The organism is Pseudomonas sp. lyk4-R2A-10, from assembly GCF_030209075.1.
GTDB lineage: Bacteria > Pseudomonadota > Gammaproteobacteria > Pseudomonadales > Pseudomonadaceae > Aquipseudomonas > Aquipseudomonas glycinae.
The window spans coordinates 703,299-728,908 of record NZ_JARVSR010000010.1 but is presented as its reverse complement, the minus strand read 5'-3'; the positions used below and the strand labels follow the sequence as shown (position 1 = coordinate 728,908).

Genomic DNA, 25,610 nt, shown 5'->3' with positions numbered 1-25,610 from the left:
GGTTACGCAGAAATGCGGTGTTTGAGGAAAGTAACGTTTCAGTCAAAGCGCAAAGCCAGCTCGCTTCTCAACAACGTTGAGCGTTTTTCCATAGCCAGACTACCGATGTCATCGCTACTGGACATTACAGCGGGCCAGACTTCCAAGTGAAAGGCAGACAAATCTGTGCGGTACAAAGCTGAAAGGTAGTCGTTGGTCATGTCTTGGCAAGGGCGTTCGACAACCTTCGGTCGGATCACGTATTACCTGCGACCAGCCAGCACTTCACCAATACTGCGCCGCCTGGCGTGCAGTTCACTGGCATGAATCAACTGCTCCAGATCTTCCGGCGTGACATCGATGAAGGCCTCCATGTCCGCCAGTGCCAGTTTCAGGTCCTCGGCCGTGATGGCCTGAATGTCGACCGGTGCCACAGCCGGCGCGGGCTCCGCAGGGCGTTTCGGGTAGCGGATGCGGGTGAGGTTGTTGTAGGCCAGTGCGGCCAGCAGCAGGCAGGCGGCGCTGAGCATCACCGGTTCCAGGGCTTTCCAGTCCATGGCGATGGTCATCGGGTCGGCCAGCACCATGGTCAACGCGACGGCGCCGGCCGGCGGGTGCAGGCAGCGCAGCCAGCACATCAGGATCAGCGCCATGCCTGCCGCGAGGCACGCGCTGCCGAGGGTTCGGCCGAGGACGTGGGCCACCAGCAACGCGACCACGCCTGCACACAGGTAGCCGCCGATGATCGACCACGGCTGGGCGAGGGCGCCGGAGGACACAGCGAACAGCAACACCGCCGAGGCGCCCAGCGGGCCGATCAAGTGGTAAGCCACTTCAATGCCGAATACCTGACTGCACGCCCATACGCTGAACAACGTGCCCAGGGCCATGCCGATGGCGGCGCGGCTCCATTCGGTGGGGCGGGTGTTGATGGCGGCGGGCAACCAGCGAGCGAGCATGCAGAATCGATCCTTTGCGAAATTCAGGGCAAAAAAAAGGACTTGTCCGTAAACGCGGAAAGTCCTTCGAAGTGTTCCAACTATTGGGGGAGGAACGCGCACAGTGTGCCAAGCATTCACGATGCTGACAAATTCATATAAATGCAGTTTCAGTGCATTATTTATGCAGTAAAGCTACACGGCGCCCGCTCATGAAACACAGGAACCCGCCCATCGCGGTCAGCGCGCTGAGGGCGTAGAACATGGTCGGCGCCGGCGTGTGCATCAGCAGGAAGCCGCAAATTACCGGGCTCAGCGCGCCACCCAGCGCCGCCAGGTTCTGCGCGCCGTAATAGCTGCCGCGCAGTTCTTCCGGTGCCAGGGTGTCGACGAACAGGAACTCCGACGGGTAAATGATCATCTCGCCGAGGGTGAAGATGAACATCGCGATGCACCACGTCACCAGGCTGTCGGCGAGGCTGAAACCGATCAGGCCGAGGATGAACAGGCTGGTGCCGGCGGCGATCCAGTAGCGCAGTTTTTCCCGGTTGAGGAAGCGACCGATCTGGTATTGCAGCAGGATCACCGCGATGGCATTGCAGGCGAGCAGGGCGGCCATGGTTTGCAACGCGCGCTGCGAGTCTTCGACCACCAGCAGGTATTGCGACAGGTACAACGTGAAACGCCCGTGAACCACGGTGCTGAGCAGACAGCCGCAGGTGAACATGATCAACGTGCGGTCGTTTTTCAGGGTGATCAGGGTTTTCAGGAAGCTTTGCGGCTGGCCGATGGCAGCAATCGGGCTGGCGTCCTTGGGGATGCCGATCATCAGGAAGATGCTGCCGAAAGCGATACCGGCAGCAATCAGGAACGGCGCAATCGGGTACACCCCGGCGATCACCACACCGAGCATCGGGCCGGTGGCGTAGCCGATGTTGGTCAGGGTGTAGCGCAGGGAAAACGCCTTGGCCCGCTGACCCATGGGCAGGTTTTCACTGAGGATCGCCTTGGAACCGATCAGGAACAACGCCGAGGCGGTTTCAGTGATGACCAGGGTGGCGGTCGTCAGGTACAGGTTTTTGGCGAAGGTCAGCAGTACGAAGCCGATGGCGCTGGAGAGCATCGCCAGAATCAGCAACCGGCGCTTCTCGAGCCGGTCGATGATGTAGCCGCCGTAAAGCGCAAGCAGGGTGGCGATGAACACCGCGATGCCCAGCAACAACCCGACGTCCTGTTGGTTGAGGCCGAGCTTCTTACTCAAGAACAAGGTGAGCAACGGACTGGTGATGGCGCGGCTGACGACGATGGTCAGCGAGACGATCATCAGGCGGCGGATAACGAGCGAGTAGGTAGCCACGGAAAATCAAATGTCCTTATTTGGTTAACAGGTGCTCGAGATCGCGCACGGAATCCAGCGTTTGCAGTTGCCGCAGCTGCGCCAGTAACGGCTCGGCCTTGACCGGTGAAATTATCCGCAATGCCAGACTGAAAAACTTCTGCTCCAGCGCCGCCTCGCTCAGCGGATTGCCCGGCGCGCCCAGCGGCACCTCGACACACAGACTCGCCTCACGCCCGTCGCGGGTTCGAACAATGACCACCGGCTCGCCATCCTCCGACAGTCGCTCATCCACTTCAAGGCGAATGCGCGTCAGCCAGTGGGCTATGCGCGGATCGTTGCGCGGCTGTTCGTCGTAAGCCTCGAGTCGGCAATGACCGTGCACCAGTCGCGCGGCGAGGGCGTAGGGCAGGCTCATCTGCGCAGCGGCCAGACTGCGGGTGTCGCGACCGCCGCACATGTCGAGCAGAAAGCCGCACAGATTCACCTGGACGTCTTCCACCTGATCCGCGCCGACCTGCAATTGCTCCAGCAACAGCCCGAGCGCATCAATCGCCGAATGGGTGCCACGGCAAGCGGCGTAGGGTTTGATCGAGCAGCGCGCGAGTTTCCAGACCTTCCCCAAATCGGCATCCAGCGCATCCGGTTGCGCGCTGCCCGGCGCCAGCGTCTTGAGGAATCCACCCCAGACATCCTCGAACAAAACCGACGGCCCACTGACGCCTTCACGTGCAAAACGCGCCGCGAGCAAGCCACCCTCGGCCGCACGGCCACTGTGCAGTTTCTTGCTTTGCGAGCCGTCGTGAATGAACGCCCACAACCCGCCGCTGAAGCTGCCGGCGATGCCCAGCGCCGATACGGTTTGCCCTGCATCCAAGGCAAAGATCCGCGCACAGGCCGCCGCCGCGCCGAACACGCCGCAGGTGGCGGTTGAATGCCAGCCAGCGCCGTTGTGCGCCGAATAACTGCCGCAGGCTTCCAGCACCCGCCGGCCGATTTCGTAGCCGATCACCACGGCGGTGATTAACTCGCGACCGTCCACCGGCCGATCCACCAGTGACAGCGCCGCCATCACCGCCGGCAGCACTACCGCGCCGGAGTGATCGCACCCGCCGGTGTCGTCCAGCTCCAGCGCGTGGGCGGCGATGCCGTTGAGCAACGCCGCATGCCCCGCGCCGACCCGCAACGACGAACCCCAGACCAGCGCGGTGCCCGGCTCGGCGCCGAACACCTGCCGCGCCTGAAGCGCCACCGCGCTGTCGGCCCCGGCCAGTGCTGCGCCGAAGGTGTCGAGAATGTGTCGCTTGGCCTGTTCCACCAACGCTGGCGGCAGATCTTCAAAGCGCGTTTCGACGCAAAACTGCGCCAGCCGCTGCATGCGTTTGGTCATACGAGATAGTCCCGATAATGTCGCTCATACACCGACGCCGGATGATCCTGCGCAACCGGCGCCGCCGTTTGCGCCCACCACTGCGCGACTTCGGCACCGCTGGCGATCCACACGTCGTCATGCTGCTGAATGCCTTGCAGCAATTCCCGCAGCACACCGATGCGCCCCGGCGTGGCGATGATTTCCGGGTGCAGGCGCAGCACGTAGCACAGGCCGAAACGGTGGAATCCAGCGAAGTCCATTTGCAGGTTGCCCAGGGTGTGGCTGTAAGAGGCGATTCGCGATTGTGCCGGCGGCACGGCCGGGCTCAGATTGAAGGCGAAGTAAGGCTCGTCTTCCAGTTCGTAATGCAGCGGCAACTCGACCACCTCGGGGGCCGTCGGGTGCAAGAACGGCAGGTCATCGCCACGCCATGATGAAGACCAGAGAATGCCGTGATCTTTCAAGGTTTCGATGAAGCCCGGCGCGCCGTTGCCCGCCGGAATACGGAAACCGGTTGGACGCACGCCGGTCAATGCTTGCAGCGCTGCACAGCCCTTGGCAACTTCCGCGCTCTGCGCCGACAGATCCAGCGTGTCGTAATCCTGGTGGCGGTAACCGGCGCAGGCGATTTCATGGCCGTCAGCCTGAATCGCGGTGATCTGCTGCGGGTTTTCCTCGGCGACAATGCCGGGCACGAACCAGCTGCTGCGCACCCCGAGTGCCCTGAACAGGCCGAGCAATCGCTCGACGCCGCGTTGGGTGCCGTAGCGCCACACCGACAGTGTCTTGTCGCGCCCGGCGACTTCCGGGGCCTGAGTGAGAATGCCGTGGATGTCGTTGTAATCGACGGTCAGCACCACTGCGCAGCGTTTGCCGGCGGGCCAGAGGTTGTTGGCGTCAGCCATGGTGATGCTCCTTCAGCCACCAACGGGCGACGTCGCGGCAGGTGGCGAACCACACGTCATCGCGCTGGCGCATGTGTTCGAAGAGTTTCTCCAGCAACAGGATGCGCCCCGGTTTGCCGGTGATTTTCGGGTGGAACAGGGTGGTCAGGCACAGACCTTCGTCCATCGCCCCGTCGTACTCGCGCTGCCAGTTGTCGAGGGTCAGTTCGTAGCTGGCGGTGCGGTCGAGGCCGGACGGGAAGTTCGGTGCGCGGGTGTAGGCGAGGGAGGCGTAGTCGTCCATTTCCCAGCGGCCGGGGATTTCCACCAGCGGGGTGTCGTGGCCGGGGACGTTGACCAGATACGGGCGATCATCGCCGCGCATGCTGCTGGAATAGATGACGCCGTTGTCGGCCAGCATCGCCGGGGTTTCGGCGCGCCAGTCGCCGGAAGGGGTGCGAAAGCCCTCGGCGCGGATGTGCAGGTATTGCCAGAACACGTCGCGGGATTTGTTCATCACGGCCTGCTGCTGGTCCAGCGTCAGGGCGTAGAAGGATTCGTGTTTGTAGCCGTGGTAGGCGACTTCATGACCGCGCTCGACGATGGCCTGGCACTGTTTCGGCCAGTTTTCCACGACCCAGGCGGGGACGAAGAAGGTGGTCGGGATCTTGAAGGCGTCGAGCAGGTCGAGCAGGCGGGGCAGGGCGCGGTAGGGGCCGTAGCCGCCGAAGCCAAAGTACTCGGGTTTGTGCCAGATCGAGTTGTTGAGCATGGCGTCGCCGGTCGGGCCGTCGAGGTCGAAGGCCAGGGCGAGGCAGGCTTTGTGCTGGTCGGGCCAGATGGATTGCAAGGAGGACATCAAGGGCGCTCCGGCTGTTCATGAAAAAGGCGCCGACCGGTTGGGTCGGCGCTGACCGGTTTACTTGCCCGCGTTAATGGTCACATCCTTGATCGCACCCAGCTCCAGATCCCACTTCTTCAGAATCGCGCCATAGCTGCCGTCATCCACCATGCTCTGCAACGCCACCTTCACCGCTTCACTCAGCTCCGGCTTCTTCTTGCTCACACCCAACCCGGTGAACTGCACGGAGATCGGCTGGCCGACCGTCTTGTACATGTCCTTTTCCTGAGTCTTGAGGTACGACAGGGTTTCGCTGCCCTGCATCGCCGCATCGATGCGGCTCTGGCGCAGTTGCGCACGGGCGTCGGCCGAGCCTTCGGTGCCGATCACGTTGATTGCAGGTTTGCCGGCCGCTTCACAGTTTTCCTTGCTCCACGCAGCGATTTCCGCCGGGAAGGTGGTGCGGCGGCTGGTGCCGACTTTCTTGCCGCACAGGTCGATGATTTCATTGGTCGTTGCGTTCTTCTGCAAGGTGTAGAACTGCGGGCCGCTGGTGAAGTAGTCGACGAAGGTCACGCTGGCCTGGCGCTCGGCGGTGTCGGTCATGCCCGACAGAACCATGTCCACGCGCTCGGTGGTCAGGGCGTTGATCATTTGCTCGAAGCCGGTTTCCTGCCACTTGATCTTCACCCCGAGGCGTTCGGCCAGGGCGTTGCCCAGGTCGTAGTCAAGGCCGGTGAGCTTGTTGGTGGCCGGGTCCTTGAAATCCATCGGCGGATAGTTGGGCATGATCGCGACGACGATCTCGCCTTTTTCCTTGATGCTGGCCGGCAACTCGGCGGCCACGGCGACACCGCAAGACATCAGGGAGGTGAGTACTGCTGGAATGACGAAATTCTTCATGGACGTTCTCTTATGAGTGTTGTGAAGGCCAAAGGGGCCTCAGGTTCGAACGGCAGAAATGAAGCTTTGGGTGCGCGGGTTTTGCGGACTTATTAGTATTTCTTCGGGGCTTCCAGCCTCCACGATCTGCCCGCCGTCCATGAACACCATGCGGTTGGAAACCTCCCGGGCGAAGCCCAGTTCATGGGTGACGACGATCATGGTCATGCCGGTCTGCGCCAAATCGCGCATCACCGACAGCACCTCACCGACCAGTTCCGGGTCGAGTGCCGAAGTGGGTTCATCGAACAGCATCAGCTTGGGTCGCATGGCCAGGGCGCGGGCAATCGCCACCCGTTGCTGCTGACCGCCCGACAGTTCGATCGGGTAGCTGTTGCGTTTGTCGGCCAGGCCGACCCGGGCCAGCAGTTCCAGGGCTTCTTCGTGCGCCTCCTTGGGCGAACGCTTGAGCACCTGGCACGGGCCTTCGATGATGTTTTGCAGCACGGTCATGTGCGGGAACAGGTTGAAGCGCTGGAACACCATGCCGGTGGCCAGGCGCTGGCGGGCGATCTGCGACTCGTTGAGTTCGTGCAGTTTGTGCCCGACGACGCGGTAGCCGACCAGTTCGCCGTCGACCCAGAGGCCGCCCTTGTCGATCTTTTCCAACTGGTTGACGCAGCGCAGCAGGGTGCTCTTGCCCGAGCCGGACGGGCCGATAATGCACAGCACTTCGCCTTGCTCGACTTCGATGTTGATGTCCTTGAGCGCGTGGTACTGGTCGTAATATTTGTTCAGGCTCACGGCCTTGACGATGCTTCTCATGTTCGACTCCTCAAGAACGCTTGCCGGCGCCGCGAGCGAAACGACGCTCCAGACGGCTTTGACCAAAGGACAGGACGGTGACGGTGGCCAGGTACCAGATACCGGCGACGATCAGCAGCTCCATGACCCGGGCGTTGGCGTAGTAGATGTTCTGGGCGTTGTAGAGCAGTTCCGAGTACTGGATGACGCTCGCCAGCGAGGTCATTTTCACCATGCCGATGAATTCGTTGCCGACCGGCGGAATGATGATCCGCATGGCCTGGGGCAGGATGATCCGGCGCAGCGCTTGCAGGCGCGGCATGCCGATCGACTTGGCCGCTTCGTACTGGCCGGTGTCCACCGACAGCAGGCCGGCGCGCACCACTTCAGCGGTGTAGGCGCCCTGGTTGATGCTCAAGCCGAGCAGGGCGGCCACGAACGGGGTCATCAGGCTTACGGTGTCGAGTTCGAACAGACCGGGAATGCCGATGGTGGGGAAGATCAGCGCCAGGTTGAACCACAACAGCAGTTGCAGAATCAGCGGCGTACCGCGAAACAGCCAGGTGTAGGTCACTGCCACGTAACGCAGGATCGGGTTGGCCGACATGCGCATGATCGCGGTGATCACGCCGAACACGATGCCGAGTGCCATGGCCAGCACGGCCATGATGATCGTGTTGAACAGGCCCCACATGATCGCTTCGGAGGTGAGGAACTGGCCGATGTACGACCATTCGATCTTGCCTTCGGCGAAGGCCCGCACCAGGCCGATGATGGCGATGACGATCACGGTGGCGAAGAAGATCCGCCCGTAATAACGCCGTGGCACATGCTGGTACTGGGTAATGTCGAACTGGTTTTCCGCCAGTTTGCGCTCCGCCTGGAGTCGTTCTGCCTGAGTCTGGCTCATGGTGTTTCTCCGTACACTGTACTTTTCGATCAACCCCCTCCCGGTGGGAGGGGGACCCGGCTTAGAGGCGGAAGCCCTGGTAGTTTTCGGTCCACTGCTGCTGCGCGGCGAGGGCGGTTTTCAGGCGGCCGATCTGCTCGCGCACCTGTTGCGGCGCGGTGCCGCCCCAGCCGCTGCGGGCCGCGATGGCGGCTTCCAGGGTCAGGCTGTCACGCACGTCTGCCGTGAGGCGCGGGTCGATCTCGGCCAGCAATGCCGGCGAGGCTTCCCACAATTCAAGGTCGTGTTTTTCGCAGGCCTGCACCAGTGCGCCGGTGATTTCGTGCGCTTCCTTGAACGGCACGCCGCGCACCGCCAGCCAGTCGGCGACTTCGGTGGCGAGGGTGAAACCCAGTGGTGCCTGACGGCGCAGTTCCTCGACGTTGACGGTCATGGTCGCGACCATCCCGGCCATCGCCGGCAGCACCAGCAGCAGGGTGTCGACGCTGTCGAGCACGCCGTTCTTGTCTTCGCTCAGGTCGCGGTTGTACGACAGCGGCAGGGATTTGAGGGTCGACAGCAGACCGGTCAGGTTGCCGATCAGACGCCCAGCCTTGCCGCGGGCCAGTTCGGCGATGTCGGGGTTTTTCTTCTGCGGCATGATCGAGCTGCCGGTGGCATAGGCGTCGTCCAGATCGACCCAGCGGAACTGGCGCGACGACCACAGGCAGAATTCTTCGGCCAGACGCGAGATGTTGATCCCGAGCATGCTGGCGATGAACAGGAATTCGGCGACGTGATCGCGGCTGGCCACGGCGTCGATGGAGTTTTCGCAGACCCCGGCATAGCCCATTTCCTTGGCCGATTGTTGCGGCTGACGAGCGATCGCGGAGCCGGCCATGGCTGCGGCACCGAGGGGCGACAGCGAAGTGCGGGCGTCCCAGTCCATCAGTCGCTGCACGTCACGCAGCATCGATTGCGCGTGGGCCAACAGGTGATGGGCGAACACGATCGGTTGCGCTTGCTGCAAGTGGGTGAAGCCCGGGCAGATGCTTTCGACGTGCTGCTCGGCCTGATCAACTAGCGCCGTTTGCAGGGCCAGCACTTCCACGGCCAGGGTGCGGACGTGATCACGCAGGAACAGGCGCAGGTCGTTGGCGGTCTGGTCGTTGCGTGAACGGCCGGCGCGCAGCTTGCCGCCCAGTGCGCCGAGGCGTTCGGTCAGCAGGCGCTCGATGAAGGTGTGAACGTCTTCGTCGTCCAGCGTCGGGGCGATGCGCCCGGCAGCGAAATCGGCACCGATGCCGTCCAGGGCTTCGATCATCGTGCGGGTTTCCTGCTCGTCCAGCAGACCGGCACGTTGCAGTTCCCCGGCGTGGGCCTTGGAGCCGGCCAGATCGTACGGCGTCAGGCGGAAATAGCGCTCGGGGCAACGGGACAGGGCCGCCAGGGCAGCGGACGGGCCGCTTTTGAAACGGGCACCCCAGAGACGGTCGGTGGTTTGAGACATTTGTTGTTTTCCTCGTCGGTAACGCGAACTGAAATCGGTGTGCATGGCCCTGAAAAAACGTGCCGAACAATCGGCAGACGGAATCAGGCCAAAGCAGTTTTCAAGAGGGCAGTTGCAAAGTGACAAGAGCTGATCGAAGTGTCAGCTTTTAATGTTTGGCGATCAGTGAGTTGGCACTGATGTTCGGAATTTTCTGGCGGTTGCCAAGGCTGGTTTTCTGTGATCATTATTATTAGCCGGCGATGTTTTTGTTGTTGGACACAGATTGTTGAACATTGCGCCAGAGGTAAATCAGCATTATGGAAACCCCACTTTCCAATTCCGGAAACCCACCGGTCAAAACCGCTCACCGGGCACCGTTGGCCCTCAGCGGACTGGATTTCAAACTGCTCAAGGTGTTCAAGGCGGTGGTCGAGGCCGGCGGCTTCAGCGCGGCGCAAAACGAGCTGAACGTGGGCCTGGCCGCGATCAGCAAGCAGATCTCCGACCTCGAAATCCGCATCGGCATGCGCCTGTGCACCCGTGGCCGCGAAGGGTTTCACCTGACCGAGGAAGGGCGTCTGGTGTATCAGGCGTCAATCGATCTGTTTGCCTCGGTCGACAACTTTCGTGACCGGCTTAGTTCGGCGCAGAATGAACTTATCGGTGATCTCGGAGTGGGGGTGATCGATAATACGATTAGCGACGATAATTCACCGTTAGTTGCCGCGCTTAGAAAGATAAATGAACATTCTCCGAAAGTAAGGTTTCAACTTCAGTCGACCCAGTTGGATGAAGTGGAAAGAGGCGTGGTGGAAGGTCGCTTAGTTGCCGGAATAGTCCCGGTATATCAGAAACGCGAAGAGTTCGATTATTACCCGCTCTATGAAGAACGCTCGCAGGCTTACTGCGCGGTCGGCCACCCGTTGTTCGAGATGCCGGCGGAGCAGATGGGCGGTAACGTGCTGCAGGATTACGAGTGCATCAACCACCGCTACGCGATCCATCGCGACAAGCTCAACTTCGCCCGCTACGACAGTTTTTCCGCCTCGGCGACCCAGGTCGAAGCGGTCGCGTTGCTGATCAAGACCGGGCGTTTCGTGGGCTTTCTGCCGCAGCATTACGCCGCCCCGCTGGTGGCCGCCGGGCAGTTTCGCGCGGTGTGCCCGGAGCTGATCCACTTCGACACGCCATTCAATCTGATCCTGCGCCACAACACCGTGCGCAGTCCGCTGGTCAAGGCGTTTGCCCAGGCGCTGGGGGTTGATCTCAAGGCGACGGCGTGAGCATCAGGCGCATGGCGCAACGTCGCTCGCCGGGCAATCCGTGAGTGATTTCATCGCGCAATACTTCGTTCAGACGCTCGTCGCTGTCGTCGGCGTTCAATAGCGCAAAACCCATGCGTTGATAGAACGGCGCATTCCACGCCAGATCGCGAAACGTCGTCAGCGTCACCGCCGGAAGTTGCCGCAGACGCGCCTGTTCAATCGCCGCCAACAGCAACTTGCGACCGACGCCCCGGCCCTGAAAGTGTTGGCTGACGGACAGTTCCTCAATGTGCAACTGTTGATCGACAGTCACCGCCTTTAAAAAACCTGCAAGTTGTCCGTCGTTGTTTTCCGCCACCCACAGTTCGCCCCGCTCAATAGCCGGTAAATGCGCCGAGGCCTTCGGCACGTCGGCATCTGCCAACCAGGCCAGTGACGGGTCAAGGCGAAACAACTCGGCGGCCGAACGCTCGATGGCGGGAAGGGCGATGGCATCGGCTGCCAGGGCCTGTCGCACGGTAAAGGTCATCAGTCAGCGGTCCCTGTGGAAATCACGCCGCGCAGGTTAAGGCGTCAGCCACAGCAACACATAATCGTTTTTATCGAAACGCCCGCTCAGCACCGGTTGCAGCGCCCCGGGCGGCGTGCCTTGCAGGGCTTGATAGTCGCTGTGATCCATCATCAGCCACGCCGGCCCCTTGAGTGCTTCGAGCGCTTGCGTGGTTTCAGTGAACAGCGGTTGCAGATCCTGCTCGACGTTGACCATGAACTTGATCGCCTTGGCATCCTTGCCCATGCCGTGCAGCACCAGCGGCGCGGGTTGCTCGTGGATCCGCACCATGGCTGCCTGGCTGAAGGATCGCGTGTCATACAGCTGGCGCTCCACCGGCTCGAACACCAGCGCGTACGCCGACCAGACCGCCAGAACAGCGCTGAACGCGAGGACTTCGGTTCGCCAGCGCGGCAGCCACAACCGCGACAACGCGGCTACTTGCAGCAATCCCAGCACGATCATTACCGACGTCAGGCCGGTCAACGACTCGGGAAACCGTCGCTTCGCCACCCATAACAGGACGATCAGCAACGCGGGAATCAACAACCACAATCCCTGCATGGCGACGCGCAGCCAGGCAAACACCCGGCCGTGCAACACCTGAAACGGATACGCCGCAATGATCGCCGCCATGGGCAGCATCGGCAGCAGGTAACGGGCCTTTTTCGCCTGTGGAATCGACAGCCCGAGCATCACGATCAACCCCGCAGCGGCGCAATACTGCACCAGTCGCAAAGCCGGGCCGCGTTGCCGGGGCTTGCTCAACCATGCCGCCGCCAGTGCCAGCAAGGCCAGCGGATACGCCAGCGCGTAGTTGCCCAGTGAGCTGGTGAAGTAATACAGCGAACCGCTGACGCCTTCGCTGCCGTCCATGCGCCCCATGAACTGCATGCGGATCACGTCCTGACGAAACGCCGGCCCACCGCTGACCTCCGCCAGCCACAACAACAGCCCGACGCAGGCCGCCAGCAGCAGCGAAGCCAGCACCCCGAAGAGCAACAGGCGTGACCATTGGCGATCCAGCAGGTAATAGCTGCACAGCATGCCGGTCGGCACCACCAGCCCGATCGGCCCGCGAATACCGAACCCCAGCAGTAACAGAATGAACACCAGCGGCCAGCGCCGACCGGCAGCGAAATGATCGTGGGCATAGCCGAGGTAGAGCACCGAAAACGCCACGGCGGCGAGCATCAGGTCCTGCGACACCGCGCGCGTTTCGGTGATGAAGGTGCTGGTGAGCATCAGCAAGGCGATGCTGACGATCGCCCAGCGCACGGACGAGGGCGCGAGCAAGCGATACATCAACGTCACGATCACCGCGCCGGCAACCGCGCTCGGCAGCCACGCTGTCAGGCTGTTGACCGTGCCGAAGGGCAACGACAGCAGCCAGATGAACAACGTCGAGAGCGCCGAATAGTCGGCGTACGGCTCACCATAGGTGGTGGGAAATACACTGGGCCCGTGGCGCAGCATTTCCTGGGCGAACAGCACGAAGCGCGAGTCGAAACCGATGGGCGCCTGCCCGTACACGCCGGCGATGAACAGCACAAACGCCAGCAGCCCTGCGATCAGGGACTGCCGGCGAATGGCACAGGACAACCCGATCAAGCCACGTCCGAGGCGTGCGGCCATTGCTGCAACGGAATCGGCAAGGTGCGCGATTCGCCACGGCCCATCGGGAAGTAGTGGAAGCCGTTACGGGCCAGGCGTTCGGCGTCGTAGAGGTTGCGGCCATCGAAGATCACCGGGGCCTTGAGGCGTTGCTGGATCAGGTCGAAGTCCGGCGCCTTGAACTGCTGCCATTCGGTGCAGATGATCAGCGCATCGGAACCGGCGAGTACCGATTCCGGGGTGCCCATCAACATCAGCTTCGATTCGTCCGGGTACAGGTTCTGGGTTTCCTGCATGGCTTCCGGGTCGAACGCCCGCACATTGGCGCCAGCGGCCCACAGCGATTCGAGCAAGACCCGGCTTGGCGCGTCGCGCATGTCGTCGGTGTTCGGCTTGAAGGCCAGGCCCCAGACCGCGAAGGTCTTGCCGCGCAGTTCGCCCTTGTAAAACGCGTTGATCCGTTCGAACAGCTTGTGTTTCTGCCGCTGGTTGATCGCTTCCACGGCTTGCAGCAAGTCGCTGGAGCAGTGCGCCTCTTCGGCGCTGTGGATCAGCGCGCGCATGTCCTTGGGAAAACACGAGCCGCCGTAACCGCAGCCGGGGTAGATGAAGTGGTAGCCGATGCGGCTGTCGGCGCCGATGCCCTGGCGTACCGATTCGATGTCCGCGCCCAGGTGCTCGGCCAGTTCGGCGATCTGGTTGATGAAGCTGATCTTGGTCGCCAGCATGCCGTTGGCGGCGTATTTGGTCAGCTCGGCGCTGCGCAGGTCCATGAACATGATGCGGTCGTGGTTGCGGTTGAACGGCGAGTACAGGTCGCGCATCACGTCGCGCACTTCTTCGCGTTCGCAACCGATGACGATCCGGTCCGGCCGGCGGCAGTCGGCGACGGCCGAACCTTCCTTGAGAAACTCCGGGTTGGAGACGATATCGAACTGCAACAGACGTCCGGCCTTGACCAAGGCTTTATCCAGATGCGCACGCAAAGTGTCACCGGTGCCGACCGGTACGGTGGATTTCTCCACCAGGATCAGCGGTTTCTCACGGTGCCGGGCCACGGCGTCGCCCACCGACAGCACATAACGCAGGTCGGCCGAACCGTCCTCGTTGGACGGGGTGCCAACGGCAATGAACGCAACCTTGCCATGTTGCACCGCAAGTATTTCATCGCAGGTGAATTGCAGGCGCCCGGCATCCAGGCCTTCGCGGACCAGACTGGCCAGCCCCGGCTCGAAGATGCTGACGTGGCCCTGGCGCAACAGTTCGATTTTTTTCTCGTCGATGTCCATGCACACCACGTCGTGACCCACCTCGGCCAGGACGGCAGCCTGCACCAGACCGACATAACCGCTACCAAATACTGTGATTTTCATGGCGAACTCCTCAACTCCGGCGCACGGGCCGGACGAGTGTTGATAGTGATGACCCCGAGCATGACCAGCGCCACGCCCAGCGATTTGGAGAAACTGAAGGATTCGTTGAACAGCGGCAGGCTGGCGGCCAGCAAATACACCAGCGCATAGCTGATGCTCAGCAGCGAATAGGCCCGGCCCAGCGGCAGATCGCGCAGGGCGGCGAGCCAGCAGAGCATCGAGAGTGCGTAGGCGAAGATCGCCGCCAGCACCACGGCCAGCGCGACTGAGTCGACACTGGGCGTGGCCAGCCACTGATCCGGTCGGGGCAGGCGCGTCATGCTCCAGCGCATGCTCAGTTGCGCCACGCTGACCAGCAGCACGCTGGCCAGGGCGAAGAGGATTCCACGACGCCGGTTCATGACTGTTGCCCCAACAGCGCCACGCCACCGATCACCAGCAGCACGCCGAACCAGTGTTGAACGTCGACGGGTTCCTTGAACACGAAGCGGGCGATCAGGGTGATGACCACGAAATTGAGGCTGAGCATCGGGTAGGCGACGCTGACCGGCAGGCGCTGCAACACCAGCAGCCATACCAGCAGGCCGGAGCCGAGGGCAAACAGCGCCAGCCACAGCCACGGCGAGCGCCATTTGCGCGACCACGACAGGTCCGCGCCGCGCCAGTTCTCGACAGCGCATTTCTGCGCAACCTGGCCCAGGCAGGTCAGCAGGCAGGCGAGCAACAGCAGCCACAGGCTCATGAGGCCTCCTGCGGCAGAATCATGATCACCAGGTTGCCCTGTTCATAACGAACGCCGTCCTTGGGCAGTCTGTCGAGTTCGTCCAGTTCGTCTTGCCCCTTGACCCGCATCACCACGCCGACCGAACCGGTCTTGCGGGCTTCGCGCATCCACTGTTGCACCTGATCGGGATCGACCCGTTGTTGTATGCCGTCAGGATAGGCAAGCCCATATTTCAGTTCGCCTATCGTGTTGTACAACGCCACCTGCGGGCGTTTGACCCGCCAGGACAGGGCCGAGGCGGCGCCCAGGTCGTTGCTCAACAGGTGGGTGGTGGCTGCCAGTTCCTTCTGGTGGGCGAGGACGAACTGGTCGGGCATCTTGTTCGCCACCACCGATCTGGGCAGCGCCGCTGGCAGTAACGCGATCAGCAGCAAACTGCCGACCGCCGGCGCCGCCCAGCATTGCAAAGGACGAAACGCTTGCAGCAGGTTGCTGATGATCCAGCCGGTCAGGGCGATGAACACCAGCACCAGACTGTGCAATTCGTGGTCGTACAGCGGACGCTTGAGCTGTACGTAAACCAGCCCGATCAACGCGACCAGTCCCAGCAACAGGTTCAGCATGCCATTGAGGCCCAGCGCCCGGCCTTGCTCCAGACGCAAGCGATCGGCCAGCGCGTGGCCCAGCAGCAACGCCAGCGGCAGCAGGCACGGCAGGATGTAGGTCGGCAGCTTGCCGTTGCTCAGGCTGAAGAACAGCAGTGGCATCAGCAGCCACAGGCCAAGAAACGCGATGCCGGTTTCGCGGCGGGTCTGCCACGCTTGCTTGAATGCCACCGGCAACATCCCGACCCACGGCAGACTGAACGCCACCAGCAGCGGCAGATAGAACCACCACGGCGCGTCATGCTGGGCATCGTCGCCGGCAAAGCGGCGGATGTGTTCGTGCCAGAAGAAGAACCGCCAGTAATCCGGTTCCTGACCATGCACCGCCAGCGCCCACGGCAGGCTGACGATGATCGCCACCGCGATGGCCACCGGACCGTACAGCAGCAATTCCTTCCAGCGTTTTTGCCAGAGCATCCACGGCAAGGCGATCAGCACCGGCAGCAACCAGGCGAGAAAACCCTTGGTCATGAACCCCATGCCGCACGCCAGACCCAGCACCGCCCAGCCGGCGATCCGCTGACCATTGGAACGGCTGTCGAGGGCGAACCACAGCGCCACCAGACTCAGGTTGACCCAGAAGGTGAATTGCGGATCGAGGTTGGCGTAACCGGCCTGGCCGGCGACGATGGTGAAACTCATGTAGAGCAGGGCGCAGACGAAGCTTTTGCGCGGTTCGTTCCACAAACGGCGGGCGATGAGGAAGCACAGCAGCACGCTCAGCCCGGTGCTCAGGGCCGAGGCAAACCGCACGCCGAACAGGTTCTGGCCGAACAAGGCCTGCCCGATGGCGATCATCCAGTAACCGGCCGCCGGTTTTTCGAAGTAACGCAGGTTCATGAAATGCGGCGACACCCAGTTGCCGCTCAGCAGCATCTCCTGGCTGATCTGCGCATAACGGGTTTCATCGGGAATCCACAAACCATGGCTGCCCAGCGGCAGCAGATAAGCCAGCAGAAAAATCCCCAGCAACAGCGGCAATGCCCAGCGTTTGCTCATGCGCCTTGCACTCCCAGCCAACCTTCGCGGCCTTCGAGGGCGCCGCGTTGCACGCGGCCGACGGGCAAGGAGTTGAGAAACTCGGGCAGCAAATCGCCCAACGGTTGGAAGTGAATGTTTTGCTGGCGTGCCTCGGCCAGCAGTCGACGAAAATCATCGGCCATCAGAATCCCTTCTACTTCGGCGTGAATGGTGTAGACGTTGAGGTTTTCAGGGCGGAACCGGTCGAGGATGAAGGCGTTGAAATCCTTCGCTGCCACGCTCGGCCCGACCACTTCATCGAAGGTCGGCAGGTCCACCGGAATCTGCGGCGCACCGACCGAGCCATCGGCCAGCAACGGACGGAACACCCGCTGCCCACGGCAATCGCTGTTGTAGCGAAAGCCGAAGGCCTGCTTGGCTTCGATCACACGCTCGTCCGCACGCCAACCGGCGGCGGCTGAACACGTGACCTTTTCTCCGAGGATGTCGCTCAAGGTATCGACGCCCTGACGGATCTGCTCGACCAGTTGCGCAGCGCTCCAGTGCCCGGCATTGGCCTGCCAGCCGTGGTGATCCCAGGCGTGCAGGCCGACCTCGTGGCCGGCGGCCCGGGCCTGACGCATCAGGTGCCCGAGGTCGCGGCCGATCGGCTTGCCCGGCCACGCCGTGCCCGCCAGCAGGATGTCCCAGCCGTACAGGCCGGCGGCGTTGGAGCGCAGCATCTTCCAGAGGAACTGCGGACGGATCAGGCGCCACAGATGCCGGCCCATGTTGTCCGGGCCGACACTGAAGAAAAACGTCGCTTTGATCTGCGCTTCATCGAGGATTTCCAGCAAGCGCGGCACGCCTTCGCGGGTGCCGCGAAAGGTGTCGACGTCGATGCGCAAACCGGCCTGCATTAACGCTTGCTCTCGATTTCGGCCATGGCCTCACGCAGGAAGAAGTCCAGCGTGTTGCCGATCGTCTCGCGCATTTCCACGGTCGGCGTCCAGTCCAGCAGGCGCTTGGCGTTGGCGATGCTCGGTTTGCGGTGCTCGACGTCCTGGTAACCGGCGCCGTAGAACGCCTTGCTTTCCACGTCGCGGAAACCGGCGAACGGCGGGAAGTTGCTGCGCAACGGGTGAGCCTCGAACTGGCGCAGCAGTTCTTCGCCCAACTGCCGAATGCTGGCTTCGTTGTCCGGGTTGCCGATGTTGATGATCTGGCCGTTGCAGACGTCGTTGTCGTTATCGATGATCCGCGCCAGTGCCTCGACGCCGTCGGCGATGTCGGTGAAGCAGCGTTTCTGCTCGCCGCCGTCGAACAGGCGGATCGGCGTGCCTTCCACCAGGTTGAGGATCAACTGGGTGATGGCGCGGGAGCTGCCGATACGGGCCGAATCCAGACGGTCGAGGCGCGGGCCCATCCAGTTGAAGGGACGGAACAGGGTGAAGTTCAGGCCTTTGGCGCCGTAGGCCCAGATCACCCGGTCGAGCAATTGCTTGGACACCGAGTAGATCCAGCGCTGCTTGTTGATCGGGCCGACGGTCAGGTTGGAGCGGTCTTCGTCGAAGTGCTTGTCCTGGCACATGCCATAGACTTCCGAGGTCGACGGGAAGATCACGCGCTTGTTGTATTTGACGCAGTAGCGCACCAGCTTCAGGTTTTCTTCGAAGTCGAGCTCGAACACCCGCAGCGGGTTGCGCGTGTATTCGATCGGCGTGGCGATGGCCACCAGCGGCAGGACCACGTCGCATTTCTTGATGTGGTACTCGATCCACTCCGAGTGAATGCTGATGTCGCCTTCGACGAAGTGGAAACGCGGGTGGCTGCGCAGGCGGTCGATGGCATCGGAGCCGATGTCCAGGCCATAGACTTCGTAGCGCTCGTCACGCAGCAGGCGCTCGGACAAATGGTTGCCGATGAAACCGTTGACGCCGAGGATCAGCACCCGTGTGCGGCGTGGCCCGCGACCGGATTCGGCACCGCGCAGCAGCGAGCCGTCCACCAGACCCAGTTCACTGGCCAGTTGCGGGCCGCTCAGGTACAGCCCGTTGTCGTTGCGCTGGCCGGCGTTGATCACCAGCGAATCTTCACCGCAGGCGATACGCAGCGGATCGACACTGATGACTCGGCCCGGCGCCTGACCTTCGTTGCCCTTGACCACGTCGGCGCTCCACACGATCAGCTTGTGCTCGCCCACGGCGCAGAAGGCGCCCGGATACGGACGGGTCACGGCTCGCACCAGGTTGAACAGTTGCTCGGCCGGTTGCGCCCAGACCAGTTTGCCGTCCGCCGGGGTGCGACGACCGAACACCGTGGCTTGGGATTCGTCCTGCGGGGTTTCGGTGATCTTGCCCTGAAGCATCGCTGGCAGCGCGTCGCGCAGCAGGTCGCTGGCGGCCGTGCGCAGTTTGCCGTGCAGGCTCAGCGCGGTGTCGCTGCGTTCGATGGCTACACGTTGTTGGGCGACGATGGCGCCGGCGTCGGCGCGTTTGACCATGCGGTGCAGGGTGACACCGGTTTCGGTTTCGCCGTTGACCAGCACCCAGTTGGCCGGCGCGCGGCCACGGTAACGCGGCAACAGCGAGCCATGCAGGTTGAACGCGCCTTTTTTGGCGAGGGCCAGCAAGGGCTCGCTCAGCAGGTTGCGATAGTAGAACGAGAAGATGTAATCCGGATCGAGCTTGGCGATCCGCTCGATCCACAGCGGATGGTTGGCGTCTTCCGGTGCATGAACCGCGATGCCGTTGTTGGCGCACAGTTGCGCGACCGAGGCGTAGAAGGTGTTCTCCTTGGGGTCATCGGCATGGGTAAACACCGCCGCAATGTCATAGCCACTGTCGAGCAGGGCTTGAATGCCGGCGCAGCCAATATCGTGGTAAGCGAAGACAACGGTTTTTGCGCTCATGAGAGAACCTGATCAGACGTGGAGTTGGAAGTGAGGCCGTCAACGGTGATGGCGGGGGCCGGCGTGGCGGGATGGCCGCGCAGGACTTTTTCAATGAAGAAACGCGGGCGGGCGCGCACGTCGCTGTACATGCGGCCCAGGTACTCACCCAGCAGCCCCATGCCGATGAATTGGCCGCCGGTGAACACGAACAGCACGGCGAACAGCACGAACAGGCCATCGCCGGCCCATCCGGCGCCAAACGCCAGGCGCATGAAGATCAGCGCCGCCGCGAACAGCACGCCGAGCCCGGCCATGGCGAAACCGACAATGCTCAGCAGGCGCAGGGGCGTGGTGGTCATGCAGGTGATCAAGTCGAACATCAGGTTGATCAGGCGCATCGGGCTGTATTTCGAATCACCGTGTTCGCGCTCGGCGTGGGCCACGGGGATTTCCGTAGTGTGGCGGGCGAAGCTGTTGGCAAGGATCGGAATGAACGTGCTGCGCTCGCGACAGGCGAGCATCGCGTCGATGATGGTGCGGCGGTAGGCGCGCAGCATGCAGCCGTAGTCGCTCATGGCGACGCCGGTGGAGCGCTGCACCGCGAGGTTGATGAGTTTCGACGGATAACGGCGTAGCGCCGAATCCTGACGGTTGCCGCGTACGGTGCCGACCACGTCAAAGCCCTTTTCGGCCTCGGCCACCAGGCGCGGGATTTCTTCCGGCGGGTTCTGCAGGTCGGCGTCGAGGGTGATCACCACGTCGCCCTTGCACTGTTCGAAACCGGCCATGATCGCCGCGTGCTGACCGTAGTTGCGGTTGAGGATGACTGCCACGAACGGGCTGTCCACGACCGAGGCCGCCTCTTCGAGCAATTGCGCGGAGGCGTCGCGGCTGCCGTCGTCGACCAGCACGATTTCGTAGTCATGACGCAGTTGCTTGCAGGCAGCCTGGGTACGGCGCAGCAGTTCCGGCAGGCTGTCTTCTTCGTTGTAGACCGGGATGACGATCGACACGCAATGAATCGGATAAGGTCTCACGGGCGTTTCCCCATCAGGTGTTCAATGGCCCCGACGACCCGGTCCAGATCCTGGTCGGTCATGTCGGGAAACAAGGGAATCGAGCACAGCCGCGCCGAGTTCCACTCGGTGTCGGGCAGGGACAGGTGCGGATCACGCTGGCGATACCAGGTGTGCAGGTGGGTGGCGATGAAGTGGATGCCGGTGCCAATGCCTAGCTCCTGCAAACCCTTCATGAAGGCTTCGCGATCCATGCCGCAGCGCTCGCTGTCGATGCGCAGGATGAACAGGTGCCAGGCGTGGGTTTGCGCGTAGGCAGGCACCGCCAGCGGTTGCACCGGCAGGCCTTCGAGTTTTTGCAGGTATTGCGTGGCCAGTTCGGTGCGACGGGCGTTGATCGCGTCCAGACGCTCCAGTTGCACCAGCGCAATCGCGGCGTTGATGTCGGCCAGGTTGTATTTGAAACCGGGCTCGATCACCTGGGCCTGGGGTTTGCGGCCGTGGGTCAGGCGGTCGTAGGCATCGACACCCAGGCCATGGAACTTGAGCATGCGCACGCGGTTGGCCAGGGCTTCGTCGTCGGTGACGAACATCGCGCCTTCGGCGCAGGTCATGTTCTTGATCGCGTGGAAAGAAAAGATTGCGGTGCCTTGCGAGCCGACGTGACGACCCTTGTAGCGGGTGCCGGCGGCGTGGGCGGCGTCTTCGATCACGGCGATACCATGCTTGTCGGCCAGCGCGTAGAGCGGGTCGAGATCAAACGCGGCGCCAGCGTAATGCACCGGAATGATTGCTTTGGTGCGCGGGGTGATGGCGGCTTCGATGCGCGCGGCGTCGGTCATCAGGGTGTCGCGGTCGACATCGACGAACACCGGCGTGGCGCCGAGCAGCGAGATCATGTTGGCGGTCGACACCCAGGTCTGCGACGGGGTGATGACTTCATCGCCGGGGCCGATTCCCAACGCCAGTAACGTTACATGCATGGCACCGGTGGCCGAGGAAAGTGCCACGGCATGACGACTGCCGACGTACTGGGCAAATTGTTCTTCGAGGGCCTGGTTTTTCGGCCCGGTGGTGATCCAGCCGGAGCGCAGGACTTGCTCCACGGCGGCAATTTCTTCATCACCGATACTGGGGCGGGAGAAGGGGAGAAACGCCTGACTCATGCACACCTCATTGCAAAGAAAAAAGAAATAGATCCACAGAAAAATCGGATCCAATCAAAGCGTAGACGCGAAAAAATCCTTTGCATCAATAAGTTGCCAAGACGACATAACGTCGGGTTCGGTTGACTTTTCAGGCATTGCCCGGCAGCTTGGGCGGCGCCGGCACAGGACTCAGTGGAATTAAGGTTATGCCCGTTTTTGTGAAAGGAACATGAAAAACCGGTCGGCGAATCGTTTATCTGAAACCCATACAGCCACTGTTCAGACTTCTACCGTTTATCGCGGTTTTTAGTAGAAAAGTCCTACGGAAGTGTTCCCCTTATATTAAGAATGTTGCAGTTGTTAGTTGCTGTGTTGAACTGTTTTTACTCAAGGCCCGACGTTTGATTGACTTACCCGTTGCATCCCCCGAACCCCTGAAAACCAACCCGATGACCGTGTATCTGGCGCGTCTGGCTCCCTCCAGCCAACTCACCATGCGTTACGTTTTACAAGATGCCGCCGACCGTCTCGGTTTCGAAGACATGAACGTCGAAGAAATTCCCTGGCATGCGCTGCAACCGGAAGATGTGGTTGCATTAGTCGCTGCATTGCGCGCCGACAATTACGCACCGAATACTTCTTCGCTGTATGTAAACGCCATTCGCGGTGTAATGAATGAAGCCTGGCGCATGAGCCTGATCAGCCAGGAACATCTATTGAAAATGCGCTCGGTCAAAGGCATTGCCGGCACACGACTGTCTCAGGGGCGCAATTTGAAGCGCACGCTGATTCATGAATTGATGGAAGTCTGCGCCGCTGATCCACGGCCACAAGGTTTGCGCGATGCGGCGGTGATTGCGCTGTTGTACGGCACTGGCATGCGCAAGTCGGAGTCGGTGGATCTGGATCTCAATCAGGTCGATTTCAACGAGCGCAGTCTGTGCGTGACTGCCAAGGGCAATAAACAACTGATCAAATACGCGCCAGCCTGGGCGTTCGCCAAACTCAATGCCTGGCTGGAGTTTCGTCGCTCGGAACTCAAGGAAGGCGAGAGCGACGACGCGTTTCTGTTCAACCGCATCCGCCGTGGCAGCCATATCACCCGCGAGCGCATCACCAAGCACGCGATCTATTACATCGCCCGCCAGCGCGGCACCCAGGTCGGGGTGAAGATCATGCCCCATGATTTCCGCCGTTCGTTCATCACCCGGGTGATCGAAGAACACGACCTGTCGATTGCCCAGAAGCTGGCCCACCACAGCAATATCCAGACAACCGCCAACTACGACGTGCGCGACGACAACGAGCGTCGCCGCGCGGTGGATCGCTTCGACCTGTAGTCAGGGCGTTGCAAAGACGTGGGCCGCCCCCAGAATGGACAACTGCACGGCGCTGCCGGCCGGTGGCGCGTGCATGCCGGAGCTGCGCACCAGCAGTGAGCGACCGGGGCTGGCTTGCGTGCGAAGTTCCACCGTCAGTGTGCAGACGTTGCCGCCGAAGTCCCGATCAGTGACCACCGCGTGACAGCCGTCCGGATCGGCGGGAATGTCCGACAGTTGCAGTTGTTCGGGCCGCAGCATGATCTGCGCGGCGCCGGCAAACCCGTTGCTGTTGACCATCACCCGGCCCAGGTCGCAGTGCGCCCAGCCGGCTTCGATCCGGGCGGGCATGACCACGGCGTCGCCGAGAAAATGCGCAGTTTGCTCATCGTTGGGGTAGCGGTAGAGGTCCATCGGATGGCCTGACTGCACCAGCCGACCGTCGCGCATGACCGCCAACTGATCGGCGAACGACAGCGCTTCGCCCTGATCGTGGGTCACCAGAATCGTGGTCACTCCGGCATCCTCCAGCAGGCGCGCGACCATTTTGCGCATGGCGCCGCGCAGGCCGGTGTCGAGGGCGGAGAAGGGTTCGTCGAGCAGCATCAGGCGTGGACGTTGGGCCAGTGCCCGGGCGAGGGACACCCGCTGCTGTTGGCCGCCGGACAACTCGTGGGGCCAGCGTGTGGCCATGTCGGCGTTCAGGGCGACGTTGTCCATCAGCGCCTGAATGCGCTCGGTTCGGGCGCTGCCGGTTTCCGCCAGCCCGAAGCCGATGTTGTCGGCCACGGTCATGTGCGGGAACAGCGCGCCATCCTGTGGCACGTAACCGATTTGTCGTTGATAGGCGGGTACGGCGTGGGTGCTGTCGACCAGGGTCTGGCCGTTCAGCGTGAGGCTGCCGGCATCGGGGAATTCGAACCCGGCGATCATCCGCAACAGGGTGGTCTTGCCGGACCCGGACGGGCCGACGATCACCGTGCGGCTGCCGGTCGGGACGGACAGGTTGATGGAGTCCAGCGCCGTCTGTGCGCCGAAGGATTTGCTGAGATTGATGATGTCGAGAGCGTTCATCGGCCGGCACTGCGCCTGGATTGGTGATAGAGGATGGCCGTGAGCGGCAGCGACAGCAGCACCATCAGCAGGGCGTAAGGCGCTGCGGCGGCGTAGTCGATTTCGCTGGTCATGGCCCAGAAACCGGTTGCCAGGGTGCGCGTGCCGTTGGGCGCGAGCAGCAGGGTCGCGGTCAGTTCATTGGTGATCGCCAGAAACACCAGCGCCGCGCCCGCCGCCGCACCGGGCGCCGCCAGACGCAAGGTGATCAGCCAGAGGGCGCGCAACGGTGAACGGCCGAGGCTTTGTGCGATGTTTTCCAGCTCCACCGGTGCCTGTGCAAACCCGGCGCGCAGGCTGACCAGCGCCCGGGGCAGGAACATCAGCAGGTAGGCCAGCAGCACGGTAATGGTGGTCTGGTAGATCGGTCGGGCGAAATGGATCGTCACGGTGACCAGCGCCAGCGCCACGACAATCCCGGGCAATGCGCTGGTGATGTAATTGCAACCCTCAAGCAGGCGTTGCAGCTTGCCGGGCGCCCGGATCGACAGCCAGGCAATCGGAATTGCCGCGAGGCTGGTCAACAGCGCGCCGGCCACGCCGAACGACAGTGTCTGCAGCAACGCCGGCAGTAACTCATTGCCCTGCCAGACCTCGGCACCGCCAGCGATCAGCCATTTGCCGAGGGTCAGCAACGGCACGCCGAGCGCCAGCAGGCAGGTCAGGCCTTGCAGGCACAACCCCAGCGCGGCGGTGCGCCGTTGTAGGCGCACGGTGCGTTGTTCTCGAGCGCTGCCGGAGCCGACGCGGGCGTATCGCGCATGACCACGGGCGCCGGATTCCACCACCAGCATCGCCAGGCAGCACAACGCCAGAACGCTGGCGAGCATGTTGGCGGCCGGGCCGTTAAAGGTCGATTTGAACTGGTCGAAGATCGCCGTGGTGAAGGTGTCGAAACGGATCATTGCGTACAGGCCATATTCGGCCAGCAAGTGCAGGCCGACCAGCAACGCGCCGCCACAGATCGCCAGCCGCAATTGCGGCAGCACCACCCGGAAGAACACGGCCCACGGTTTCAGGCCGAGGGATTCGGCCACGTCTTCAATCGCCGGATCGAGACGACGCAACGTCGCCGCAATCGGCAAATAGAGGAACGGGAAATAGGCGATCACCGACACCAGCACCCCGGCCGGCAGCCCATGAATCGACGGAAACAGGCTGACCCATGCGTAACTGTGCACGAACGCCGGTACCGCCAGCGGCGCAACCGCCAGCAGTGACCACAATCGCCGTCCCGGCAGGTCGGTGCGTTCGGTCAGCCACGCCAGCGTGGTGCCGAGCACGATGCAGATCGGCAGCGTGATCAGCACCAAGAGCACGGTGTTGATCAGCAGCTCGGCGACCCGCGGACGGAAGACCAAGGCTTCGATAGTCGCCCAGCCGGTGTACCACGACACGCCGACCACAAAACCGATCGGCACCAATGACAGCAGCGACACCGCGATGGCCAGCACGACCACCCATGGACTCCCGCGCCCATTGAGGGCGCGGGTCCGGCGTGACAAATGGGCGGAGGGCGCCGTAGCGATCCCCGCCGACAGAGTTTCAGGCAC

23 protein-coding genes are annotated in these 25,610 nt (G+C 62.4%); 2 read left to right on the top strand and 21 right to left on the bottom strand.

The annotated features are described in order from the left end of the window. Positions 1 to 242: 242 nt before the first annotated feature. From QRN46_RS16685 to argH, 9 genes are all read right to left on the bottom strand, one after another. Entirely contained in the window at positions 243 to 938 is a 696-nt protein-coding gene (locus tag QRN46_RS16685; RefSeq protein ID WP_221614607.1) for an HPP family protein, read from the bottom strand. Positions 939 to 1,095: 157 nt separating this feature from the next. Then, positions 1,096 to 2,274, bottom strand: a complete 1,179-nt coding sequence (locus tag QRN46_RS16680) for an MFS transporter (protein ID WP_285355973.1) — start codon at positions 2,272 to 2,274, stop codon at positions 1,096 to 1,098. A gap of 16 nt (positions 2,275 to 2,290) precedes the next feature. After that, positions 2,291 to 3,643 (bottom strand): MmgE/PrpD family protein, encoded by a 1,353-nt coding sequence (locus QRN46_RS16675; RefSeq protein WP_285355970.1) that lies wholly within the window; start codon positions 3,641 to 3,643, stop codon positions 2,291 to 2,293. Further along, positions 3,640 to 4,530 carry a polysaccharide deacetylase family protein gene (locus QRN46_RS16670; protein ID WP_285355968.1) on the bottom strand — a complete coding sequence of 297 codons (891 nt, stop codon included), beginning with the start codon at positions 4,528 to 4,530 and terminating at the stop codon, positions 3,640 to 3,642. Before QRN46_RS16670 ends, QRN46_RS16675 begins: the two co-directional genes overlap by 4 nt. Then, a complete protein-coding gene (locus tag QRN46_RS16665) occupies positions 4,523 to 5,371 on the bottom strand; it encodes a polysaccharide deacetylase family protein (RefSeq protein ID WP_221614611.1) in 849 nt (282 codons plus the stop codon). Before QRN46_RS16665 ends, QRN46_RS16670 begins: the two co-directional genes overlap by 8 nt. Positions 5,372 to 5,428: 57 nt before the next feature. Continuing rightward, positions 5,429 to 6,253 (bottom strand): ABC transporter substrate-binding protein, encoded by an 825-nt coding sequence (locus QRN46_RS16660; RefSeq protein WP_285355966.1) that lies wholly within the window; start codon positions 6,251 to 6,253, stop codon positions 5,429 to 5,431. A gap of 39 nt (positions 6,254 to 6,292) precedes the next feature. Beyond that, a complete protein-coding gene (locus QRN46_RS16655) occupies positions 6,293 to 7,057 on the bottom strand; it encodes an amino acid ABC transporter ATP-binding protein (protein WP_007951284.1) in 765 nt (254 codons plus the stop codon). Between the two features lie 10 nt (positions 7,058 to 7,067). Then, a complete protein-coding gene (locus QRN46_RS16650) occupies positions 7,068 to 7,946 on the bottom strand; it encodes an amino acid ABC transporter permease (RefSeq protein WP_011334265.1) in 879 nt (292 codons plus the stop codon). A gap of 61 nt (positions 7,947 to 8,007) precedes the next feature. Further along, positions 8,008 to 9,435: an argininosuccinate lyase gene (argH, locus tag QRN46_RS16645; protein WP_011334264.1), complete on the bottom strand. Its 1,428-nt coding sequence runs from the start codon at positions 9,433 to 9,435 to the stop codon at positions 8,008 to 8,010. 299 nt (positions 9,436 to 9,734) lie between these two features. Here argH and QRN46_RS16640 point away from each other — a divergent pair, with 299 nt between their 5' ends. After that, positions 9,735 to 10,700, top strand: a complete 966-nt coding sequence (locus tag QRN46_RS16640) for a LysR family transcriptional regulator (protein ID WP_285355963.1) — start codon at positions 9,735 to 9,737, stop codon at positions 10,698 to 10,700. Here QRN46_RS16640 and QRN46_RS16635 read toward each other — a convergent pair. The 10 genes from QRN46_RS16635 to arnB are packed head-to-tail and all read right to left on the bottom strand — an operon-like array spanning position 10,684 to position 21,643. Beyond that, a complete protein-coding gene (locus QRN46_RS16635) occupies positions 10,684 to 11,211 on the bottom strand; it encodes a GNAT family N-acetyltransferase (protein ID WP_285355961.1) in 528 nt (175 codons plus the stop codon). The genes QRN46_RS16640 and QRN46_RS16635 overlap by 17 nt on opposite strands. Positions 11,212 to 11,247: 36 nt before the next feature. Further along, positions 11,248 to 12,867, bottom strand: a complete 1,620-nt coding sequence (locus tag QRN46_RS16630; protein WP_285355958.1) for an ArnT family glycosyltransferase — start codon at positions 12,865 to 12,867, stop codon at positions 11,248 to 11,250. Beyond that, positions 12,840 to 14,219: a UDP-glucose dehydrogenase family protein gene (locus QRN46_RS16625; RefSeq protein WP_221614616.1), complete on the bottom strand. Its 1,380-nt coding sequence runs from the start codon at positions 14,217 to 14,219 to the stop codon at positions 12,840 to 12,842. Before QRN46_RS16625 ends, QRN46_RS16630 begins: the two co-directional genes overlap by 28 nt. Continuing rightward, positions 14,216 to 14,620, bottom strand: coding sequence for a 4-amino-4-deoxy-L-arabinose-phosphoundecaprenol flippase subunit ArnF (arnF, locus tag QRN46_RS16620; protein WP_285355956.1), 405 nt, complete (start codon positions 14,618 to 14,620; stop codon positions 14,216 to 14,218). Before arnF ends, QRN46_RS16625 begins: the two co-directional genes overlap by 4 nt. Continuing rightward, on the bottom strand, positions 14,617 to 14,961 hold the full coding sequence (gene arnE, locus QRN46_RS16615; protein ID WP_285355954.1) for a 4-amino-4-deoxy-L-arabinose-phosphoundecaprenol flippase subunit ArnE: 345 nt from the start codon (positions 14,959 to 14,961) through the stop codon (positions 14,617 to 14,619). Before arnE ends, arnF begins: the two co-directional genes overlap by 4 nt. Beyond that, positions 14,958 to 16,607 (bottom strand): lipid IV(A) 4-amino-4-deoxy-L-arabinosyltransferase, encoded by a 1,650-nt coding sequence (gene arnT / locus QRN46_RS16610; protein WP_285355952.1) that lies wholly within the window; start codon positions 16,605 to 16,607, stop codon positions 14,958 to 14,960. The genes arnE and arnT overlap by 4 nt, the downstream gene beginning before the upstream one ends. Continuing rightward, positions 16,604 to 17,488 carry a 4-deoxy-4-formamido-L-arabinose-phosphoundecaprenol deformylase gene (arnD, locus tag QRN46_RS16605; protein ID WP_011334256.1) on the bottom strand — a complete coding sequence of 295 codons (885 nt, stop codon included), beginning with the start codon at positions 17,486 to 17,488 and terminating at the stop codon, positions 16,604 to 16,606. The genes arnT and arnD overlap by 4 nt, the downstream gene beginning before the upstream one ends. Next, on the bottom strand, positions 17,488 to 19,479 hold the full coding sequence (arnA, locus tag QRN46_RS16600) for a bifunctional UDP-4-amino-4-deoxy-L-arabinose formyltransferase/UDP-glucuronic acid oxidase ArnA (RefSeq protein ID WP_201818513.1): 1,992 nt from the start codon (positions 19,477 to 19,479) through the stop codon (positions 17,488 to 17,490). Before arnA ends, arnD begins: the two co-directional genes overlap by 1 nt. After that, positions 19,476 to 20,498: an undecaprenyl-phosphate 4-deoxy-4-formamido-L-arabinose transferase gene (gene arnC / locus QRN46_RS16595; protein WP_285355948.1), complete on the bottom strand. Its 1,023-nt coding sequence runs from the start codon at positions 20,496 to 20,498 to the stop codon at positions 19,476 to 19,478. Before arnC ends, arnA begins: the two co-directional genes overlap by 4 nt. Continuing rightward, positions 20,495 to 21,643: a UDP-4-amino-4-deoxy-L-arabinose aminotransferase gene (gene arnB, locus QRN46_RS16590; RefSeq protein ID WP_285355946.1), complete on the bottom strand. Its 1,149-nt coding sequence runs from the start codon at positions 21,641 to 21,643 to the stop codon at positions 20,495 to 20,497. Before arnB ends, arnC begins: the two co-directional genes overlap by 4 nt. 431 nt (positions 21,644 to 22,074) lie before the next feature. On the opposite strand from arnB, the gene QRN46_RS16585 reads away from it, so the two are divergent. After that, complete coding sequence (locus tag QRN46_RS16585) at positions 22,075 to 22,965, top strand: site-specific integrase (protein ID WP_011334252.1); 891 nt, start codon at positions 22,075 to 22,077, stop codon at positions 22,963 to 22,965. Here the strand turns inward: QRN46_RS16585 and QRN46_RS16580 are convergent, their stop codons facing one another. After that, a complete protein-coding gene (locus QRN46_RS16580) occupies positions 22,966 to 24,018 on the bottom strand; it encodes an ABC transporter ATP-binding protein (RefSeq protein ID WP_285355944.1) in 1,053 nt (350 codons plus the stop codon). Beyond that, positions 24,015 to 25,610 (bottom strand): ABC transporter permease, encoded by a 1,596-nt coding sequence (locus tag QRN46_RS16575; protein ID WP_201818516.1) that lies wholly within the window; start codon positions 25,608 to 25,610, stop codon positions 24,015 to 24,017. Before QRN46_RS16575 ends, QRN46_RS16580 begins: the two co-directional genes overlap by 4 nt.

Excerpts from the sequence above, each read along its gene's own strand:
- QRN46_RS16660 (WP_285355966.1), bottom strand. The coding sequence starts at position 6,253 with ATGAAGAATTTCGTCATTCCAGCAGTACTCACCTCCCTGATGTCTTGC.
- QRN46_RS16675 (WP_285355970.1), bottom strand. The coding sequence starts at position 3,643 with ATGACCAAACGCATGCAGCGGCTGGCGCAGTTTTGCGTCGAAACGCGC.
- QRN46_RS16650 (WP_011334265.1), bottom strand. The coding sequence starts at position 7,946 with ATGAGCCAGACTCAGGCAGAACGACTCCAGGCGGAGCGCAAACTGGCG.
- QRN46_RS16655 (WP_007951284.1), bottom strand. The coding sequence starts at position 7,057 with ATGAGAAGCATCGTCAAGGCCGTGAGCCTGAACAAATATTACGACCAG.
- arnD (WP_011334256.1), bottom strand. The coding sequence starts at position 17,488 with ATGCAGGCCGGTTTGCGCATCGACGTCGACACCTTTCGCGGCACCCGC.
- QRN46_RS16585 (WP_011334252.1), top strand. The coding sequence starts at position 22,075 with ATGACCGTGTATCTGGCGCGTCTGGCTCCCTCCAGCCAACTCACCATG.
- arnF (WP_285355956.1), bottom strand. The coding sequence starts at position 14,620 with ATGAACCGGCGTCGTGGAATCCTCTTCGCCCTGGCCAGCGTGCTGCTG.
- QRN46_RS16685 (WP_221614607.1), bottom strand. The coding sequence starts at position 938 with ATGCTCGCTCGCTGGTTGCCCGCCGCCATCAACACCCGCCCCACCGAA.
- QRN46_RS16670 (WP_285355968.1), bottom strand. The coding sequence starts at position 4,530 with ATGGCTGACGCCAACAACCTCTGGCCCGCCGGCAAACGCTGCGCAGTG.
- QRN46_RS16640 (WP_285355963.1), top strand. The coding sequence starts at position 9,735 with ATGGAAACCCCACTTTCCAATTCCGGAAACCCACCGGTCAAAACCGCT.
- arnB (WP_285355946.1), bottom strand. The coding sequence starts at position 21,643 with ATGAGTCAGGCGTTTCTCCCCTTCTCCCGCCCCAGTATCGGTGATGAA.
- QRN46_RS16580 (WP_285355944.1), bottom strand. The coding sequence starts at position 24,018 with ATGAACGCTCTCGACATCATCAATCTCAGCAAATCCTTCGGCGCACAG.
- arnA (WP_201818513.1), bottom strand. The coding sequence starts at position 19,479 with ATGAGCGCAAAAACCGTTGTCTTCGCTTACCACGATATTGGCTGCGCC.
- QRN46_RS16625 (WP_221614616.1), bottom strand. The coding sequence starts at position 14,219 with ATGAAAATCACAGTATTTGGTAGCGGTTATGTCGGTCTGGTGCAGGCT.
- arnE (WP_285355954.1), bottom strand. The coding sequence starts at position 14,961 with ATGAGCCTGTGGCTGCTGTTGCTCGCCTGCCTGCTGACCTGCCTGGGC.
- arnT (WP_285355952.1), bottom strand. The coding sequence starts at position 16,607 with ATGAGCAAACGCTGGGCATTGCCGCTGTTGCTGGGGATTTTTCTGCTG.
- QRN46_RS16635 (WP_285355961.1), bottom strand. The coding sequence starts at position 11,211 with ATGACCTTTACCGTGCGACAGGCCCTGGCAGCCGATGCCATCGCCCTT.
- argH (WP_011334264.1), bottom strand. The coding sequence starts at position 9,435 with ATGTCTCAAACCACCGACCGTCTCTGGGGTGCCCGTTTCAAAAGCGGC.
- QRN46_RS16630 (WP_285355958.1), bottom strand. The coding sequence starts at position 12,867 with ATGGCCGCACGCCTCGGACGTGGCTTGATCGGGTTGTCCTGTGCCATT.